General features: G+C 40.5%; 17 protein-coding genes. 9 read left to right on the forward strand and 8 right to left on the reverse strand.

Going from position 1 to position 19299, the window contains the following annotated elements:
- Window positions 1-44: 44 nt before the first annotated feature.
- Window positions 45-1286, reverse strand: coding sequence for a glycosyltransferase family 2 protein (locus PBAT_RS01290; protein WP_068645935.1), 1242 nt, complete (start codon window positions 1284-1286; stop codon window positions 45-47).
- Between the two features lie 583 nt (window positions 1287-1869).
- Between PBAT_RS01290 and PBAT_RS01295 the strand changes: the two genes are divergently transcribed.
- Window positions 1870-2397 carry a phosphatase PAP2 family protein gene (locus PBAT_RS01295; protein ID WP_068645936.1) on the forward strand — a complete coding sequence of 176 codons (528 nt, stop codon included), beginning with the start codon at window positions 1870-1872 and terminating at the stop codon, window positions 2395-2397.
- Between the two features lie 51 nt (window positions 2398-2448).
- Window positions 2449-3582 carry an MGDG synthase family glycosyltransferase gene (locus PBAT_RS01300; protein ID WP_068646352.1) on the forward strand — a complete coding sequence of 378 codons (1134 nt, stop codon included), beginning with the start codon at window positions 2449-2451 and terminating at the stop codon, window positions 3580-3582.
- 37 nt (window positions 3583-3619) lie between these two features.
- Here PBAT_RS01300 and trmB read toward each other — a convergent pair whose 3' ends face one another.
- Together trmB and PBAT_RS01310 are read right to left on the reverse strand one after the other, a co-directional pair.
- On the reverse strand, window positions 3620-4360 hold the full coding sequence (gene trmB, locus PBAT_RS01305) for a tRNA (guanosine(46)-N7)-methyltransferase TrmB (protein WP_068645937.1): 741 nt from the start codon (window positions 4358-4360) through the stop codon (window positions 3620-3622).
- Between the two features lie 202 nt (window positions 4361-4562).
- Complete coding sequence (locus PBAT_RS01310; RefSeq protein WP_068645938.1) at window positions 4563-4748, reverse strand: hypothetical protein; 186 nt, start codon at window positions 4746-4748, stop codon at window positions 4563-4565.
- Between the two features lie 240 nt (window positions 4749-4988).
- Here PBAT_RS01310 and mnmL point away from each other — a divergent pair, with 240 nt between their 5' ends.
- Genes mnmL through PBAT_RS01330 form a run of 4 tightly spaced genes read left to right on the forward strand, consistent with a single transcriptional unit; the run spans window position 4989 to window position 8509 of the window.
- Complete coding sequence (mnmL, locus tag PBAT_RS01315; RefSeq protein WP_068645939.1) at window positions 4989-5942, forward strand: tRNA modification radical SAM protein MnmL/YtqA; 954 nt, start codon at window positions 4989-4991, stop codon at window positions 5940-5942.
- A 1-nt stretch (window position 5943) separates the two neighbouring features.
- Window positions 5944-6525, forward strand: coding sequence for a tRNA 5-(aminomethyl)-2-thiouridylate-methyltransferase MnmM (mnmM, locus tag PBAT_RS01320; protein ID WP_068645940.1), 582 nt, complete (start codon window positions 5944-5946; stop codon window positions 6523-6525).
- A gap of 31 nt (window positions 6526-6556) precedes the next feature.
- Window positions 6557-7525 carry a type I phosphomannose isomerase catalytic subunit gene (locus PBAT_RS01325; RefSeq protein WP_068645941.1) on the forward strand — a complete coding sequence of 323 codons (969 nt, stop codon included), beginning with the start codon at window positions 6557-6559 and terminating at the stop codon, window positions 7523-7525.
- A gap of 57 nt (window positions 7526-7582) precedes the next feature.
- A complete protein-coding gene (locus PBAT_RS01330) occupies window positions 7583-8509 on the forward strand; it encodes an alpha/beta fold hydrolase (RefSeq protein ID WP_188016976.1) in 927 nt (308 codons plus the stop codon).
- A 63-nt stretch (window positions 8510-8572) separates the two neighbouring features.
- Here PBAT_RS01330 and PBAT_RS01335 read toward each other — a convergent pair whose 3' ends face one another.
- Window positions 8573-10345: a B12-binding domain-containing radical SAM protein gene (locus tag PBAT_RS01335; RefSeq protein ID WP_068646356.1), complete on the reverse strand. Its 1773-nt coding sequence runs from the start codon at window positions 10343-10345 to the stop codon at window positions 8573-8575.
- A gap of 18 nt (window positions 10346-10363) precedes the next feature.
- Entirely contained in the window at window positions 10364-12229 is a 1866-nt protein-coding gene (recQ, locus tag PBAT_RS01340) for a DNA helicase RecQ (RefSeq protein ID WP_068645942.1), read from the reverse strand.
- Between the two features lie 180 nt (window positions 12230-12409).
- Between recQ and PBAT_RS01345 the strand changes: the two genes are divergently transcribed.
- From PBAT_RS01345 to PBAT_RS01355, 3 genes are all read left to right on the forward strand, one after another.
- Complete coding sequence (locus PBAT_RS01345; protein WP_068646358.1) at window positions 12410-13384, forward strand: RluA family pseudouridine synthase; 975 nt, start codon at window positions 12410-12412, stop codon at window positions 13382-13384.
- A 224-nt stretch (window positions 13385-13608) separates the two neighbouring features.
- Window positions 13609-13947, forward strand: a complete 339-nt coding sequence (locus tag PBAT_RS01350) for a hypothetical protein (protein ID WP_068645943.1) — start codon at window positions 13609-13611, stop codon at window positions 13945-13947.
- A gap of 136 nt (window positions 13948-14083) precedes the next feature.
- Window positions 14084-14272: a hypothetical protein gene (locus PBAT_RS01355; RefSeq protein ID WP_068645944.1), complete on the forward strand. Its 189-nt coding sequence runs from the start codon at window positions 14084-14086 to the stop codon at window positions 14270-14272.
- A 99-nt stretch (window positions 14273-14371) separates the two neighbouring features.
- On the opposite strand, the gene PBAT_RS01360 is transcribed toward PBAT_RS01355, so the two are convergent.
- From PBAT_RS01360 to PBAT_RS01370, 3 genes are all read right to left on the reverse strand, one after another.
- Window positions 14372-14692 (reverse strand): rhodanese-like domain-containing protein, encoded by a 321-nt coding sequence (locus PBAT_RS01360; protein WP_068645945.1) that lies wholly within the window; start codon window positions 14690-14692, stop codon window positions 14372-14374.
- Window positions 14693-14818: 126 nt separating this feature from the next.
- Window positions 14819-16129: a 2-oxoglutarate dehydrogenase complex dihydrolipoyllysine-residue succinyltransferase gene (odhB, locus tag PBAT_RS01365; RefSeq protein WP_068645946.1), complete on the reverse strand. Its 1311-nt coding sequence runs from the start codon at window positions 16127-16129 to the stop codon at window positions 14819-14821.
- Window positions 16130-16159: 30 nt separating this feature from the next.
- Entirely contained in the window at window positions 16160-19021 is a 2862-nt protein-coding gene (locus PBAT_RS01370; RefSeq protein ID WP_068645947.1) for a 2-oxoglutarate dehydrogenase E1 component, read from the reverse strand.
- Between the last annotated feature and the right edge of the window lie 278 nt (window positions 19022-19299).

Below are 19299 nucleotides of genomic sequence, written 5' to 3' on the forward strand. Positions count from 1 at the left end.
TGAATAATATATCACATCAGACATAACAAGTCAACTTTTAATCGTTATACTTGTTTGCTTTGTACGACTTCTTCCATTCTAACAACTCGTGTATGCTCTGTATGGCTCCATTGTTTGTTGTTCTGTGTAAAGAATGCATAGACCGTGATTGGGTACCAAGAAAGCAGATAGATTGGAAACAGAATCAGGTACTGATAAACCTTTTTATATGTTACTTTCTCTAAAGCCATAGCTACGAAGAAAGTTGAAATGTTAGCAACAATCGCTACAAAACTTAACCAAAATGGTAAATATCCATAGATATTAGCAATGTTAGGGCCTTTAAAGAAGGCAATATCAACCCACATCGCCCCTGTCATAAGAAATGTCAGAAGTACGATATATACGTTAACTCCATACAAAGCTAAGTCAAATTTAACAAGGCTTCTTTCCTTAATACTTTGCCATAGCAATGGGAAAAAGTATCTACGTGCTACTGTAAAGTGTCCCTGCATCCAACGAAGACGTTGTCTTGATGAAGCTTTAAAAGTGAGTGGTTTCTCATCGAATACTTTGGCATCGTAATTGAATTTAGGGTATACGTTATTTTGAACACTACGCATTGTAAATTCTAGATCCTCAACCAAGCTTGTAGCTCCCCAGCCCATTTCTTTCAACAACTTAGTCTCAAAACACATACCCGTTCCGCCTAAAAAGTTAGCCATATTCAAATTGTGCCGAGATAGCTGCCACAAGCGATTAATGTACCAGTATGAAATTCCATAAGCTGCCGTAATCCATGAATCTTCTGGATTCTTGGTATCAATGTAACCCTGGATAACACGTGCGCCTCCAGATAGATCATCATTCATTTCACTGAGAAAATTCGGTGCTGCCAAGTTGTCAGCGTCAAACATAACGATTGCGTCATATTCGCGAGGCATACTCCAAAGTTCTTTCAACATCCACTCAATCGCATATCCTTTACCCCGAAGAGTCGGGTTCGTGCGTTCACAAGCGTTCATACCATGCGCACGAACGATATCCGCAGTACTGTCTGTACAGTTGTCACAAATAACAAACACATCATACAGTTCTTGTGGATAATCAAGCTTTTTCAAATTCTCCATAAGAGCCCCGACGACCTGCTCTTCATTGTGTGCCGCCACTAACACGGCGAATGATTTGGTCGTTGGAAAATGTTCTTTCTTCTTTTTCCTATACATACCAAATAAAGAGAATGTAAATTGGTACACACCTATCACGGCCAAAATAAGCTGGAGCGTGACGAAAATAGCGTCTATCATAATTCTCTTAACCCCCCTTTTTTTACCCTTTAATTCTTATCTGTTTGTTTTTCTCTTTTTCTCTATTTCTCTTTTTCTTTGTCCCTTATGACCCTTTTTGAACATGTCGTTTTTATCACCTTAATAATAATGTATGTTTTTGAATACTTTGTCAAAAGGCCTTAGACCCTTTCTTGATCCAAAAATAAGATAAGAGCCGTTATTTAACTGTGCTGTAGTATTCTAGTCTCAACATAGTGATGATTAGTTCTTATTTTCATCCATTTGCTAATTATTTATTTCTCTTTCCTCCTTTTTTTATATTCCATTTCCTATATGAAATGATTGTTCCTATATAAACAGACGTAATAAGCATCGAAAAAGTTGACATACCATTTAATTTGTTTAAACATATTTGTTTGCATCTGAATCATTGTACGTTCTAAACAGGGTGAAAGTCAAAAAGCAATGATCCTTTTTATACGTTTCGCTTGAAAATTTAAGCAATTAAAAATATGATGAAATGAATAGATTAAGATATGGAAATGATACTAAAGGCTCACTGCCGAACACCAGGGCTTTAAGGCCATAGGAGAGGAATAACATGAGACAACTCATCTTTAGACTTCAGAAATTGGATCAGCGATTATTCCAATGGATTAACGGTCGGCTACATAATCATATCCTAAACTTCTTCCTATATTATCTAACCAATTTGGGAGGGGCTACATTCACTATCAGTGCCAGTCTATTAGCATGGGCATTCGGTTCGCCTTCATGGAGTACCGCTGGAGCACAAGCAGCTATTGCACTTGCTATAAGCCATATTCCTGTTGCTATAGCTAAGAAGCTATACCCACGAATTAGACCGTATCTAGCTTTGCCAGATACGAATACATTCCGTAATCCATTAAGTGATCATTCATTTCCATCAGGTCATACGACTGCAGCATTCGCCATCACGATTCCTTTTATAACTGCAATTCCTGAATTGCTACCACTATTTCTCAGTCTCAGCATCATTGTTGGTTTCTCTAGAATTTATCTTGGACTTCATTATCCATCAGATGTTCTAGCAGGCGTTGTTATTGGTACATCTGTAGCCACAATGACAGTTGCAATATGGGCCTAAAGTAGATAAGGTTATAATATGGAAAACCTTGCAGGAATAGGTGATTGTAAAGTGATTAAAAAAAGAGTGTTATTGTTATCCGAAGGCTTTGGTGCAGGGCATACTCAAGCAGCTTATGCACTCGCCAGCAGTATTCGTAAACTGTCACCAGATATTCAGACAAAGGTGCTTGAGTTAGGTAGTTTTTTAAATCCTAGAGTGGCACCATTGATCATTACAGCATACAAAAAAACGATCACTTCTCAACCTCGTTTGGTTGGTTTGATGTATAGACATCAATATAAGAAATCGCTCAATCGTCTTACGACTTTAGCACTACATCGTATCTTTTATACGCATACTCGAAATGTCGTAAATCAGCTTCGCCCAGATGTCATTGTATGTACCCACCCTATTCCAAATGCCGTCATTTCTCGACTAAAACGTTTAGGTGTAAATGTTCCTTTGTGTACTGTTATTACGGATTATGATGCCCACGGTACTTGGATCAGTTCTGAAGTAGATCGATTTCTAGTCTCTACGTCCGAAGTCAAATACAAGCTTATGAGGCGTGGTGTTCCACTGTCTCATATTCAAGTTACAGGAATACCTGTACACCCTAACTTTTGGGAGCACCCTAGTAAGGAAACTATTCGTGATAAATTCCATTTCAAAGATATGCCAACGGTATTAGTCATGGCAGGCGGTTGGGGTATTACTAGCGATGATATTGTGAATGACTATCTTTCAAATTGGAGCGATCGTATTCAGATTATATTTTGTCTTGGGAGTAATGAGAAATCACGTCTCAAAATGGAAAGTGATCCTAAATATAATCATCCTAACATTCATTTATTCGGTTTCGTTAAAGAAATCGACCAATTCATGGAGGTATCTGATATACTCATCACGAAACCTGGAGGAATGACTTGTTCTGAAGGATTGTCTAAAGGAATTCCTATGCTCTTCCATCACCCTCTCCCAGGTCAAGAAGAAGAAAATTGCCAGTACTTTACTGCTCAAGGATTGGGCGAGCCGATTACTAAGATCGCTGTTATTGAGAAATGGATGAACAAGTTGATCTATGATTATGAAGAAATTAGTAATCGTAGACAGAAATATCTCGATAACATCGCTAAATATCATCCGATGCAAAGTGCCAAGAGTATTATTGATATGTTTGAATTAAACAAGGTGACCTCTTAAGAGGTCACCTTGTTTAATCTAACTTATGTTTAAGTACTCACACTTCCAAAGATGGCTTATTCTCTTGAAGACGATACTTCTTCAACCGCTCATCCATATATCGCTGTAATGCTTGTTCACCAACCATGACTTCACAGCGGTTGATATACATTCCCTTACCTACGAACTTAGATTCATACTCCGTCATGACGTTCCATTCTGGAAGACCTTCACGATGTAGATCTAAGGAAATATTATTCATCTGTAATCCATAATCAGCAAACGAATTCAATGAGAATTCAAATAATGTCTGCGAATCGGTCTTAAGGTGAATTTCTCCATTTGAATTCAGAAGCGATACATATTTCTCTAGGAAACGAGGGTGTGTCAAACGACGTCTACCATGTTTAGCTTTTGGCCACGGATCACTGAAATTAAGATAAACGCGCTCTAATTCATCCACTTCAAATACCTCATCCGCATACTCTACATTAGCAAACGCTAACCGTACATTTGGAGGAAGAGTGTACTCACTTTCAGACCATACATTCATAGCTTTCTCGGCAGCACGTCGAATCAGTTCATCATACATATCAATACCGATAAAATTAACGTTCGGATTATTAAAGCTCATTTGGCTAATGAATTGTCCTTTACCCATCCCAAACTCAACATGGATTGGATTATCGTTTCCAAACAAGGACGCCCATTTCCCTTTATACTCTTTAGGGTCTAGAATAACGAGTTCCTTTTGCCCCTCTAGACTTTCTCTTATGCCTTTTCTACCACGTAAACGCATGTTTTCCCTCCGCTTTCATTTCTATATGGATTCAAATCAAGAGATCATTCCCGAAAGTCATCACTATTGCAATATTGTGCCGAAGTTCTAAGCAAATGTAAAGAGCCAAAGAAAAAAGAATTCTGTTCCCTCAAAAAAATAGGGGAGGTACAGAATTCCTAGTTCTTTATATTTGGAATTTGGTCCAACAAAGTCACAAATCTTAATCTGTTGGATGGTTTTTTTGAATATTGAATGTCTTTTCAAATGCATTACGAATCTTTCTTTGAGCTGCTGCTTTCACTTCATGATTTCCGTTAAATTCTACACCTGTTAACGAAAGAGCTTCATCCGGAGTCAAATCTACTGCAACCGTATTGTTTCCATCAAGCTGAGCTATTGAATTCATGCAAATCACCTCACGGATTATTATGTTTCATAACGTCACGAACTATGAATTCCAGTATTAAAATCCTGATATTCATTGTCTGACCTTCAATATAATATTAACATATTATGTAAGCTTTTTCAATGATATTCCTCTCTAGTTTTCGCCTGTTTTCAACCGATTCACATTACTTTTCCCCTTCTTTTTGCTATAATAGTTGCTGTATGTCTTATACAAAGGATTTTACAAAAGGAGCACCACATGAATCATTCACCTAGTGCTAACCCATTATTATGGGGAGATAAAAGATTTCATACATGGAATTACGAAATGCATCAACAGTTTAATGATAAAGTATTTAAAGTTATGCTTGATGCAGGGTTTACTTGCCCGAACCGTGATGGTTCTATAGCTAAAGGTGGCTGTACCTTCTGCAGTGCACGGGGATCTGGAGACTTTGCAGGAAGTAGACGTGAAGATCTTGTTACTCAGTTCAATACGATTCGGGACAAGCAACATCAGAAGTGGCCTAATGCACAGTACATCGGCTATTTTCAAGCTTATACAAACACTTACGCGCCTGTTGAGGAGCTAAGAGAATACTATGAAGTTATTTTGAAGCAACCTGGCGTTGTTGGACTATCTATTGCTACTCGACCAGATTGTCTACCCGATGACGTAATTGAATATTTGGCAGAATTGAATGAACGTACGTATCTCTGGGTTGAGATGGGACTACAGACGATCCATGACTCCACTTCTGAACTTATTAACCGTGCTCATGATACAGCCTGTTATGAAGAAGCTGTCGCTAAATTACGTAAGCACAATATTCGCGTGTGTACCCACATCATTTACGGCCTTCCTCAAGAAAGTCACGAGATGATGTTAGAGACAGGCAGAGCGGTTGCCAATATGGATGTCCAAGGCATTAAAATTCATTTACTTCATCTCATGCGCAAAACACCCATGGTGAAGCAATATGAAGCAGGTTTACTACGATTCTTAGAAAAAGATGAATATATCAAACTCATCGTTGATACGCTTGAGATGTTGCCACCCGAAATGATCGTTCATCGACTTACAGGTGACGCCCCAAGAGATCTGCTAATCGGACCTATGTGGAGCCTTAATAAATGGGAAGTTCTCAACGGTTTCGATGCTGAGCTTAAAGCGCGTGACACTTGGCAAGGTAAATATTGGAGGGATAATTGAAATGGGATTTCTCTCCGTTATCAGCTTTGCCCATAAGCTAGTTGCTGAGCGACTGCGACCTGGAAGCATCGCTATTGATGCGACCATGGGAACAGGCACTGATACCCTATTCTTAGCAAAAATTGTTGGACCAAAAGGACATGTCTACGGATTCGATATTCAAGAGGAGGCTCTTATCCTCACCCAGCAAAGACTTGATCAACATATAGAGTCTTCCATATCGCCTGTAACCTTACTGCTTCAGAGCCATGCTGATATGTTGAAGAGTATTCCACAAAGCCATCACGGCAAGCTAACTGCCATCATGTTCAACCTTGGATACTTACCAACAAGCGCTTCCAATAAAGAAATCATAACATTAACAGACAGCACCATAGGTGCACTTCAGGCTAGTCTTGAGCTCCTTCGACCCGGAGGCGTATTAACCATTGTATTGTATCCAGGTCATCCAGGAGGAGATACAGAGTCAGTAGTTGTTAGACAATGGGCTTGTGCTATTCCGCAATCCGTTGCGCAATCCATTATTTATCAACAGCTACAACGCACTGATGCACCTTTTACAATAGCACTAGAAAAGAAATAAACGACTAGCTAACATGAGAGGATGACTAATTATGATTAAGCCTTATCCATTACAATTTCAACCTGAATTCAAAGAACGTGTATGGGGAGGTAGAGCTCTAGAACAATTCGGACTCAACTTACCTGAAGGCCATATCGGAGAAGGTTGGATGATTGCCGATCACCCGAATGGAACAACTAACGTCATGAATGGTGAACTTGCAGGACTTGGATTAGATCAAATTCGTGAGCAATTAGGTAAGGAATGGTTCGGAAGCAAGGGATTCTCAGAAGTCAATGGACGTTTCCCTCTTCTTATTAAGCTACTCGACTGTAATGATGACTTATCTATACAAGTTCACCCTAAAGATGATTACGTTGGATTACCAAAAGGCGAATTGGGTAAAACTGAAATGTGGTACGTACTTGATGCGAAACCAGGTTCCAAAATTATCTATGGATTAAACGAAGGTGTTACTAGAGAAAGTCTACAACTAGCCTTAGCAAATGGAACAGTTACCGACAGTTTGAGAGAAGTACCTGTAGAAGCAGGTGATACGTTCTATATCCCTTCAGGTACGGTTCATGCACTTTGTGCAGGCGTAGTTGTTGCAGAGATTCAACAGAACTCGGACACGACTTACCGTCTGTACGACTACAACCGTCCAGGATTAGATGGTCAACCGCGAGATTTACATATTGAAGATTCATTGAACGTTATTGCTTATGAAGGCTCTGGTGCCACAACCATGAAGACAGATGCTGTAGTACCGGGAGAATGGCTGACCCTAGCAAGCTCTCCGTACTTTATCGTTGAGAAAGGTATTGTTTCTGGGAACTGGACACTCACAACTACACCTAATAGCTTCGCGATTCTTGTCATCTGTGAAGGACAAGGCGTATTGAAATGGGACGACGGATCATTAGATATTACAGCAGGTCAATGTATTCTATTGCCAGCCAATTTACTACATTATGAACTTGAAGGTAATGCTACTGTTCTACGTACTTATCTTCCTTAATATCATATGAATTAATCAGCATTGATTTGATTGTCATTGTAAGGGGGGGACGTTTTTTTGGAAAAGCGTTCGTTTTCATTAATTAATCAGCAAGGGATGTCTCTTCACGTTTACGAGTGGCTTCCCGAGGACGCGATCCCATTAAAGGGTGTCGTTCAAATTGTTCATGGTATGGCTGAGACTGCAGACCGGTATTCAAGGGTAGCCTCACCTCTTTGCGAATTGGGGTATGTTGTTTATGCTCATGATCAGCGTGGACATGGCAAGACCGCCAAAAGTATTGAATCGCTTGGAGACTGCGGTGAGGATTGTTTTAACGGCATGGTCAATGACATTCTAGAACTAGGTGATTTTCTAAAAAGTAAGTATGGAGATATACCTCATTATTTATTCGGTCATAGTATGGGGTCATTTCTAACACAACAAATCATGGAGCATCATGGTGAACAATATTCAGGGTTTATCCTATCTGGGACAAATGGTCCCCAGTCTAACCTTGGCTTAGCCAGGAGCATAGCGCTGATGCAAATAAAACTCCAAGGCGCCCCCCATCATAGTCTTATGCTGAACGCGCTGGTATTTGGACGATATAATCACAAAATATCACCTACACGTAACACATTTGACTGGTTATCTAGGGATGAAGATGAAGTGGACAAATATATACAAGATCCCTATTGTGGTGAGGTTTGTACAGCTGGATTCTTTCGTGATTTCTTCGGATTATTACGGGACATTCAGAAACCAAGTAGTTATCGTACAATCCATAAAAATAAACCTATCTATATATTTGCCGGCGATGCGGATCCCGTTGGATCTTATGGAAAGGGCGTGACTCGTCTTCATCAAATATACCTGAAATTAGGAATAAGCGATGTAGAGTGCCGACTCTATCCTGGTGGAAGACATGAGATGCTGAACGAGATTAATCGTGATGAAGTAACTGCTGATCTGCTCGACTGGTTAGCACGACACAATAAATGATAACAAACTAAAAGGCTATCTAGTCCATTGCGGACCAGATAGCCTTTTGATTGTTCTTATAAATTACAGCAATGCCGCAGGTTCTAACTTCCACGTAAACCAACGAGGACGCTCCGTTTCATCTTGCTGATACAATACAATCAACAAGGTCTGTTGATCTGTTCGATCTGATGCCTTGCTTTCTTCGTTCAATAATGCATCCAGATCGAATGGGAGTACATCCATCACCGCATGTTTCTGTAATCCACGCTCATCCAATTGAAGTGCTGTAAACTCTGCAGATACTTGCTCTGGATGTGCTGCAAGCGACTTCATATATACCGACCATTTATCTTTAGTTAGTCGTTCATCCCACCATATGGTTCGTGGTTTATATTTGTGATTCTGGAAATAATCCAGTTTCATTAAACCAAGTATTATGTCCATCCGTTGAACACCTCGGAATTCGAGGAACTTTTGAAGACGAAGGAAAAGATCTTCCAATTGATGTCCTATCTTCTGCCAACCCTGACCTTCCCAGTAATCTCCAAAGTCCTGGAAGAAATCAAATGGAGAGTCAAATTCATTCTTCATAAGATACTTCAATGTGTGGTCCATACGATGCGCATTCCAGAACTTCTCAAGTACGTCTTCAAGGCGTTTCAAGTGGATAATATCTGCGAACGAAAGCTTATTACTACTTAATATTTCATACGGTGCGTATTCCATATACTTATATTCATACTTCTCCGCATCAATTCGAAGCCCCGTACCTCGCAACATCTTGAGGAAACCTAATTGTAATTCTTCGGGTTCCATTGCAAATACATCATTAAACGTCGTCCGAAACGTATCATAGTCTTCATCTGGTAATCCAGCAATTAGATCGAGATGTTGGTCGATGTTTCCGGAGGCTTTGATTGTGTTGACCGTACGAGATAACTTCGTGAAATTCTGACGACGTTTAACAAGTTCGTTCGTGACGTCGTTCGTAGATTGTACGCCAATTTCGAATCGGAATATACCTGGAGGGGCATTCGCCGCTAAATATTCTAGTACCTCAGGACGCATGATATCGGCAGTAATCTCGAATTGGAATACGCACCCACGGTTATTTTCGATAATAAATTCAAACATTTCCATCGCATAGTTACGATTAATGTTAAATGTTCGATCAAGAAATTTGATAATCTTAGCCCCGTGATCGATCAAATACGTAATGTCCGATTTCACACGTTCTATATCGTAATAACGCACACCCACTTCAATACTGGATAGGCAGAATTGGCAGTTAAATGGGCAACCCCTACTCGTCTCAAAATAAACAATACGTTTGCCCAAATCCGGGATATCCTCGGGGAAACGGTAAGGTGACGGTAGCGTATTTAAATCAATTTTGGGACGTCCAGGATTGATCACAATCTCGTCGCCTTTACGGTATGTTGTACCATATACAAAATGGAATTTTCGATCACCTTCAATCGTCTTCAACAGGTGATGTAATGTCTCTTCTCCGTCACCCATCACGATGTGATCGACATTCTTAATACGCTCCATCCAATGTTGTGTATCATAAGACACTTCGGGTCCACCGAGTACAATCGTTACCTCAGGCATCACTTGTTTAACAATATCAACAACCTTGATCGTCTCTTCAATATTCCAAATGTAACAAGAAAACCCAATGACATCCGGCTTCCTTTGATAAAGATCGGATACAATATTCATCACCGGGTCTTTGATCGTATATTCAGCAAGTTCAATGTCGAACTCTTTCTCGCTATATGCTTTTAATAACCGAATCGCTAATGACGTATGAATATATTTAGCATTTAATGTAGATAAAACGACTTTCATCATTCACACAACTTTCTTTTATTCATAATCATCTGTGTATCCGTCATGATTCTGGTTTTGGAAGAAGTCCAAGAATGGCTTCCCGTATTTGCGGAATTTCACTTCTCCAACACCTTTGATCTGCAGAATTTGTGACTCTGTCTGTGGACATACCACACTCATTTCACGCAATGTCGCATCGTTAAAAATGATATAGGACGGTACATGTTCCTTACCCGCAAGCTCACGTCGAACGAGGCGTAATTGTTCAAATATCGTCTCATTAACTGCAGACGGTGAAATATCTCGACCTCTAGTCTTACTATAACTGCCTCCAACTGCTCCACTCGTCCGTGTTCGACGAGCAACTCGTTGCATGACCTGTCGTTGTCCTTTAAGTACATCAGCAGCTAATGGTTGAAGTTTTAATACCGGATATTGTCCTTCAGAGAGAGATAAATACCCGTCTGACGCCATTACGTTAATCACTTCTGAGATTTCCTTTTCCGTCCGATTGGACATCGCGCCATACGTGGATAGACTTTCGAATCCATACTGTAGTACTTTCTTGTTCCGAGATCCTTTGAGCACCGAAGCAACCATCGATACACCATATCGTTCACGCATACGATGAATGCATGAGAATATCTTCTGAGCATCAATGGTCATATCGATAAGTTCCCTGTCATCCGTACAAGAACTACATGTTCCACAAGGATTGCCTTCATGAACTTCCCCAAAATAATCTAACATAGCGTTACGTAAACAGCGATTGGTATAGCAATAATCTAACATTTGTTGCAGCTTTCGATAATCGTTATGTTTACGTTCATCATCTAATTGATTCTGCTCAATTAGGAACTTTTGAGTCATGATATCCTGCCCGCTGAACAGTAGGATACATTGACTAGGTTCACCATCACGACCAGCGCGACCTGCCTCCTGTACGTAGGCTTCCATATTCTTCGGCATACTGTAGTGGATAACATAACGTACGTTAGATTTATCAATACCCATTCCAAAAGCATTGGTGGCTACGATCACCCGTATATCATCATACAGGAAGCCTTCCTGACTCGCTGCTCGCTCAATATCACTCATCCCTGCATGATACCGACCTGCAGAAATGCCAGCACTCTGAAGACGCTCGTATAGTAAATCCACATCTTTGCGTGTTGCAGCGTAGATGATTCCTGTTTCATGAGCATGCTCTGCTGTATATGTCATAACGAACTCGCGCTTGTTCTCACCCCGTAGTACGGACATTGCCAGATTATCACGTCCGAGACCTGTAACAAATACCTGTGGCTCTCGAAGACGTAATAATTTCACAATATCGTCCATGACTTCTGGCGTAGCCGTTGCGGTGAATGCAGCTACAATTGGCCGTTGCGAAAGCCCTTCGACAAATGGAGCAACTGATAGGTAACTTGTCCGGAAATCATGTCCCCATTGAGATACACAGTGTGCTTCATCTACGGCAATACAAGAAATCGGGAGATAAGACATTTGTTCGCGGAACCAATCCAGTTCCAGCCGTTCTGGTGCCACATACAGCAACTTCAGATCGCCTTGTGATGCTGCTCGGATTCGGTCATTAACTTCTTTTCCACTAAGCGTGCTGTTAATGAAAGCTGCAGATATTCCTGCGGTAGTAAGCGCATCTACTTGATCCTTCATTAATGAAATCAATGGTGATACGACGAGTGTAAGTCCAGGAAGCATCAATGCAGGAATTTGATAACAGATGGACTTTCCTCCACCCGTCGGCATAATCCCTAAAGTATCTCTGCTATCTAATAAGCTTGATACAATATTTCTTTGACCTTCACGGAAATCCGGATAGCCATAATATTTCTGAAGATACGTCTGTGCACGATCCAAGGTCATAGATTCCATTATCATCATTTATACTCCTTAATACACTTAATACACCAATAACAAATCTTCTTATAATATAAGTTTACTGGGCTTTGATCGAATGAGCAACCCAAGTAGGATCACTCGACTTTCTATATCGTAGCATTGCACCATCACTCATGGTATTATTGGACAGGAAACCACATGAGGATGGAGAATTATGATATGAAGAATAAACAGCGTTCTGGCCAAGGCCAACAACAATCTTTTAATAAAAGCAAAAATAAACCAAACCCAACACAGCGTAATAACACATCCAATAACAAACAATATACGGTGAAGGAAAATGCTGAACTATTGGCATTTTTATTGAGCACGCTATCAAATATCGGACGCAACTCGGTTAAATCCATGTTAGCTCGCGGACAAATTTATGTGAATGGTAAAGCTGTTACTGCCTATAATTTCCCACTAGAGTCCGGAAATACAGTAACTGTCTCTAAAGATAAGATTATAGAAGAAGTCCCACTGGTTGGACTCCGCATTCTGCATGAAGATGATGATATTATCGTTGTATATAAAGAAGCTGGTCTACTGTCCGTCGCCGCTTCTCAGGAAGATGAGCTCACAGCTTATCGTCAACTGACAGCACATGTCCGAGAAAAAAATCAAAGCAGTCGCATATTTGTAGTACATCGTCTTGACCGCGATACGTCGGGTGTAATGATGTTCGCCAAGAAAGAAGAAGTAAAGCAGAAGCTTCAGGACTCATGGCAGGATATGGTCAAAGAGCGTACTTATATTGCATTGGTTGAAGGCAAAGTTAAGAAACCTGAGGGCACGATTAAATCGTGGCTCAAGGAAAGTAGTACGTTAAAGATGTTTTCCAGCCCGCATCCCACTAACGCACAACTCGCGATAACACATTATAAAACATTACAAACCAATAGTTATTTCTCTCTGCTCGCAGTTAATCTCGAAACAGGACGGAAGAACCAAATTCGAGTGCACATGGAGGACATTGGTCATCCAATTGCAAGTGATAAAAAATATGGTGCGAAGACAAGGAGTTTAGGTAGACTTGGCCTTCACGCACAAATATTGGCTTTTGAACACCCAACAACAGGTGAAGTCATGACTTTTAAAACAGAAATTCCAAAGACATTCCTAAATCCTTTCAAAGATGCTCCCATTCAATAAAGAAATAACTTATGCGCAACCTTAGAGGTCAATAAAGAACCTGATCTATATTCATCCTACTTGGATAAGTATAGGCGAGGTTCTTTTTTTATATAAATCTTCGCAAATATAAGTACACAACGTAATTTCAAAAAAAAGCATACAAAAACATGCCAACGCCTTGCTTTTCTGATTATACCCAGTATAATACTTGGTATAAACTCAAACAAAGGAGACAATTAATCATGAATATAAACCCCATTGTATATGCCTCATTATGGACAGATGATTATTTAGATCTTCTCAATTATGCTAAGCAGTTAGGAGATCTCGCGTGGCAAGAAGAAATTATTGCGAAGCTGACATTCACTTCTGAAGAAATGATTCAGTCTCTCATGCTAGATGAAAAAAGAGCTGTGTTGTGGCAAGAATTTGATGCGATTAACGATAAACTTCTTGAAATATTTGATGAAATTGAACAGTCCCAAGATGACAGTGAGCTATTACGTTTGACGGAAAAAATGTGGGATTTGAAAATCCAGAGGGTTAATATTCATCATAAGATTCGTTCAATAAATATCTAATATAAATAAAAGACTTGAAGCAGACTACTTCGTTAGATATCTATTAATTTGATTTCATTTGAGAAACATTATCAATTAGAAGATAGATATGGTACAATATTGTTCGAATCCACTTTGACGAAAAGGAGTCGAACAGATGAAGACAGTAACGGCACAACATGCCGCTTTGCACATTGATGACTATTTAGACCTTCTGAATTTGGCTAAAAAAGTAGACGATCTTAAATGGCAGAAAGAAATCATTCGTAAACTTACAAGAATGAACGATTCCAATTCATCCTCTAAACCTAATGACTATGAGTCTAATCCCATACAACATCTATAGATACTATCGCACTTCTAAATATGTCATCTAAAAAATTTCACACCAGAAGGGGCTACCGAATATTCGGTAGCCCCTTCTGGTATTCTATACTAAGTATACTTACTTACCGAATACGACTGGGCCTTCCCATGCTAACATACCGCCCGACATATTTATCACTTTATAACCTTGTTCAGTAAGGTACTCACAAGCTCTGGCACTACGACCACCACTACGACATACCATGATCGTTACCTGATTGGCATCAAGTTCTTGATGGCGTGCTGTTAACGTCCCAAGTGGAATATGCTTCGCTTGGGAGATATGGCCTGACTCCCACTCATCGTCTTCACGAACATCAATAATATCAATCTTCTCACCTTTAGCTATCATTTCCTGAACTTCTTCAACATCCAATTCATTTACCGGTGTATTACTCATTTATGTCACTCCCTTTAATCCTTCATTCATCCATATAGGTTACTTTCTCATGGTAACATAAGTAGTTCACTTTATAAAACAAGCAGACCACGTGTGGTCTGCTTGTTATTATCAATATAATTGCTGTTATCCTTCAAGTAATAATGATTCAGGATCCTCTAGCATTTCCTTCACTGCAACTAAGAAACGTACAGCTTCACTACCATCTACGATACGATGATCATAGGAAAGTGCAATATACATCATCGGACGATTTTCCATTCTCTCCTGATCAATAGCAATCGGACGCAGTTGAATCTTATGCATTCCTAGAATACCTACCTGAGGCGTATTAAGAATCGGTGTGGATAACAAGGATCCAAATACCCCGCCGTTAGTAATGGTAAAGGTACCTCCTTGCAATTCCGAGATGTTCAGTGTATTCGTACGCGCTTTTCCTGCTAACTCACCGATTGTTCTCTCTATTTCCGCAAATCCTAACCGTTCAGCATCACGTACAACAGGTACTACCAATCCCTCCTTGGCTGAGACAGCAATTCCGATATCGTAGTATTTCTTAATAACAATATCTTCTCCATCAATTTCGGCATTAAGAAGAGGGAACTTCTTCAAAGCACCTACAACAGCCTTAGTAAAGAACGACATGAACCCAAGACCCACATCATGTTTCTCTTGGAAAGCTTGTTTACGTCTCTTACGAATATCTAGGATTGCAGTCATATCAACTTCATTAAATGTCGTAAGCATAGCCGCTGTTCTTTGTGCTTCCACTAATCGTTTAGCAATCGTTGCACGACGACGTGACATACGTTCGCGTACTGTTGGTTTGGAGTTCTCAACCAACTCCGGCTTCGCTGCAACCACTGCTGGAGGACTTAGCTTATTAGCCTTATCTTGTCCATTTGAAGAAGAGTTCACCTTGTCACTAGGAGATTCGGAGTGATTACGAACATTTTCTTGATAGATACGACCCTTCGTATCGCGATCTTGCACCTGTTCTAGATCAATTCCACGTTCACGTGCTAATTTCCGGGCAGAAGGTGAAGCTGCTAAGAAAGATGCACTATCAGCAGCTGCTGAGGGTTCAGCAGCTCGTGTCATTGTAGCGACTGCAGCAGCTTTCTGCTCCGACGCTTGCTGTTTCTTATTTTCAATCTGAGCAGGCTCTTTAGGAGATGATTCTCCAAGACTCGCTGCTTCCCCACCTGATTGGATTCGACCAATAACTTCACCAATCTGAACGGTATCGCCTTCTTGTCTGAGAATTTTCTCTAATACCCCATCTTGCTCAGCACTGATCTCTAAATTTACTTTATCTGTCTCAAGTTCAAGAAGTACATCCCCAAGGTTAACGGAGTCCCCTTCTTTCACATGCCATTTGTATATCGTTCCTTCTGTAATGGATTCTCCCATTGCGGGTACAGTTATATTATTCAAGTCTTCTACCTCCTCATGGACATATTAGTATTATTTCGTCTGAATCGTTTCCTGTTGCAAGCGAAGTGCCAATGAAATAATCTGTTGTTGTTCAAAAATATGAACCTTCTGATAACCACTAGCCGTACTTGAGCGCTCAGGACGACCATTGTAAGATACGGTTACTCCGGCAGGAGATATCGCACGAATACGTGGTTCAATATAACGCCACGCCCCCATATTTTGAGGTTCTTCTTGAACCCACACGATCTCTTTAAGATTCGTTAATCGACCCAGTATTTCCTTCAATTCGCTCTCAGGGAACGGATAAAGTTGTTCTACACGTGCAATATGCACCCAGTCCGGACGTTTAACTTCTTCATTATCTAGAGCCTCTTCCAGTTCTACGGCAATTTTACCGGAGCACAGAAGTAAACGTTCTACGCTTTCAGGTTTTCCTCCTAGACCAAGTTGTTCCAATACCCGTTTGAACGATCCTTCACTGAACTCGGAACTGGAAGAACCTACTCTAGGATTACGAATCAAGCTTTTCGGAGACATGATGATAAGCGGTCTTGCCTCTTCCGTCTCAGTAAGAGCTGCCTGACGACGCAACAAATGGAAATACTGTGCAGCGCTAGTTAGGTTCGCTACAGTCATGTTATCGTCTCCTGATAATTGGAGAAAACGTTCGAGCCGCGCACTGGAGTGTTCAGGTCCTTGGCCCTCATATCCATGAGGTAGTAGCATAATCAGACTTGAATTCTGTGTCCATTTGGAACGTCCCGCTGAAATGAACTGATCCATTATCACTTGGGCACAGTTTGAGAAGTCACCATATTGCGCTTCCCAGATGACCATCGTTTCTGGTGAGAATACGTTGTATCCATACTCAAAACCAAGTACAGATGCTTCAGATAACGGGCTATTATGGATAGCAAAGGATGCCTTCGCTTGCGGCAATTCATGTAACGGACAATACGTCGCACCAGACTGCGGATCATGCAACACTAGATTCCGATGTGCAAATGTCGCACGTTCCGCGTCTTGCCCACTGATACGAATAGGTTTGCCATCCGAAAGAATCGTTGCGAAAGCCAATGTCTCAGCAAGTCCCCAATCTACCTTCTCACCCTCATTCAAGGAACTGTTACGGCGTTCTAGAATACGTTGTAACTTCGGATAAACTGTAAATCCTTTAGGACGTTTCAGAAGATCTTTATTAATCTGTTGAAGTTTATCCAATGATACTGCGGTAGATACAGGTTGTGGCAATTCAGGTACAAGAACAGCAATACTCTGCTGAGCCGCATTCTGTACATCATTTCGTTTCATTAGATCATAAGCATCCTTCATGCGATTAATGACACCTTGCTTGAGTTGCTCAGACTGCTCTTCCGTAATCCGTCCTTCGTTGGATAACTTCGTAGCATATATATTACTTACGCGTTCGTGATTTCTAACTTTTTGATATATCAATGGTTGAGTCGTATCTGGATCATCCGTTTCATTATGTCCATAGCGACGATACCCCACAAGATCAATCAAGAAGTCTTTCTTAAAGCGATTACGATATTCACTCGCCATACGCATAGCAGCAATACATGCTTCAGGATCATCCGCGTTTACGTGAACGATCGGAATTTCATATCCTTTTGCTAAATCACTAGCGTAATGAGTGGAACGAGAGTCTTTACTCTCTGTCGTGAAACCTAGATTATTGTTCACAATAATATGAATGGTTCCACCGTTCTGGTATCCTGGTAATTTGGTGAAGTTCAATGTTTCCGCAACAATTCCTTCTCCTGGAAAAGCAGCATCACCGTGAATGAGAACCGTTGCCGCCTTGTTCACATCTTGTTTAGGATATCCAGGTTGTCCCCGATCTTCCTGAGCTGCACGGGCATACCCTTCTACAACCGGATTAACGAACTCGAGGTGACTCGGGTTGTTCGCTAATGTAATTCTCGCTTCAAGCTCATTGCCATCTTTTAATAGACGGTTCGCTCCTAAGTGATATTTAACATCACCGGTCCAACCATAGTTGATACCTGTGGATCCCTCTGAAGGTATCAACTTTTTGTTCGGTGAATTATGGAACTCTGAGAAAATATTCTGATATGGCTTACCAAGTACATGCGCCAATACGTTCAATCTTCCCCGATGTGCCATTCCCATCAAAATATGCTTCGCACCACTACCTATCATTTGGCGTAACATTTCATCAAGCATTGGAACAAGGACATCATTCCCTTCAATAGAGAAACGTTTCTGTCCTACGAATGTTCGATGAAGAAACTCTTCAAATTGCTCTACTTGATGTAATCGTTCTAGTAGTGTTGTACGTTCCTCTAAAGTCAGCCCAGGTGAAGGAGATTCGGCTTGAGTGTTTAACCAGTTCCGTTCTTCCTCCTCGTGTACATGACTAAATTCATAAGCTATAGTACCTGTATATAATTCATGAAGTCGCACAATAGCGTCCCATCCTGTAGTGACATCCTCAGGCGCATTATGCCAAATCAAGGAAGATGGAAACGCTTTTAAATCTTCTTGCGACAAATGATATCGTTCTGGTTGTAGCAGCCTTGTGTCAGATGCAGGACGAAGTCCAAGTGGATCTATGTCTGCCTGTAAATGACCATAGGCACGAATATTCCATACAAGCTTCCCAGCGTCCACACCTTTTTTCAACAAATTTCTGTCCCATGAAATACGATCACTTGGTGCTTTCGGAGCCGAATCTTCATCAGTTATTGAAGTTGGTGCTCCCCACAAACCAAATAAATGTTGGAATGTTTCATCCACAGAAGTTGGATTGTTTAGATACCGATCATACTGTTCATGTACATAACCAAGATTGGGGCCGTAATAAGTTTGCCACGGATCGCTAGTCTGTTGCTTATTCGTTATCATTGTCGGATATACCTCCGTCTTGAGCTATAATAGTTACTTTTGGAATAACTTTCTAAAATCTCATTCTTTGATCTCTTCTATTATAGTCCTTTGTAGACAATAGCTGAAATAACCATTTCATATAGTTATGATCTAATAAACAGATCGATCACATATCATATCTAAGATTTCCTACAGAAAAGATGTCTTTTACTAAACCCTCACTGAATCATCCATAATTTTGGTAATATAATAGTAATACCCTTAATTCCCTATCTCCAATACGATTCATGAAAGGA

Source organism: Paenibacillus antarcticus, from assembly GCF_001637225.1.
GTDB lineage: Bacteria > Bacillota > Bacilli > Paenibacillales > Paenibacillaceae > Paenibacillus_AQ > Paenibacillus_AQ antarcticus.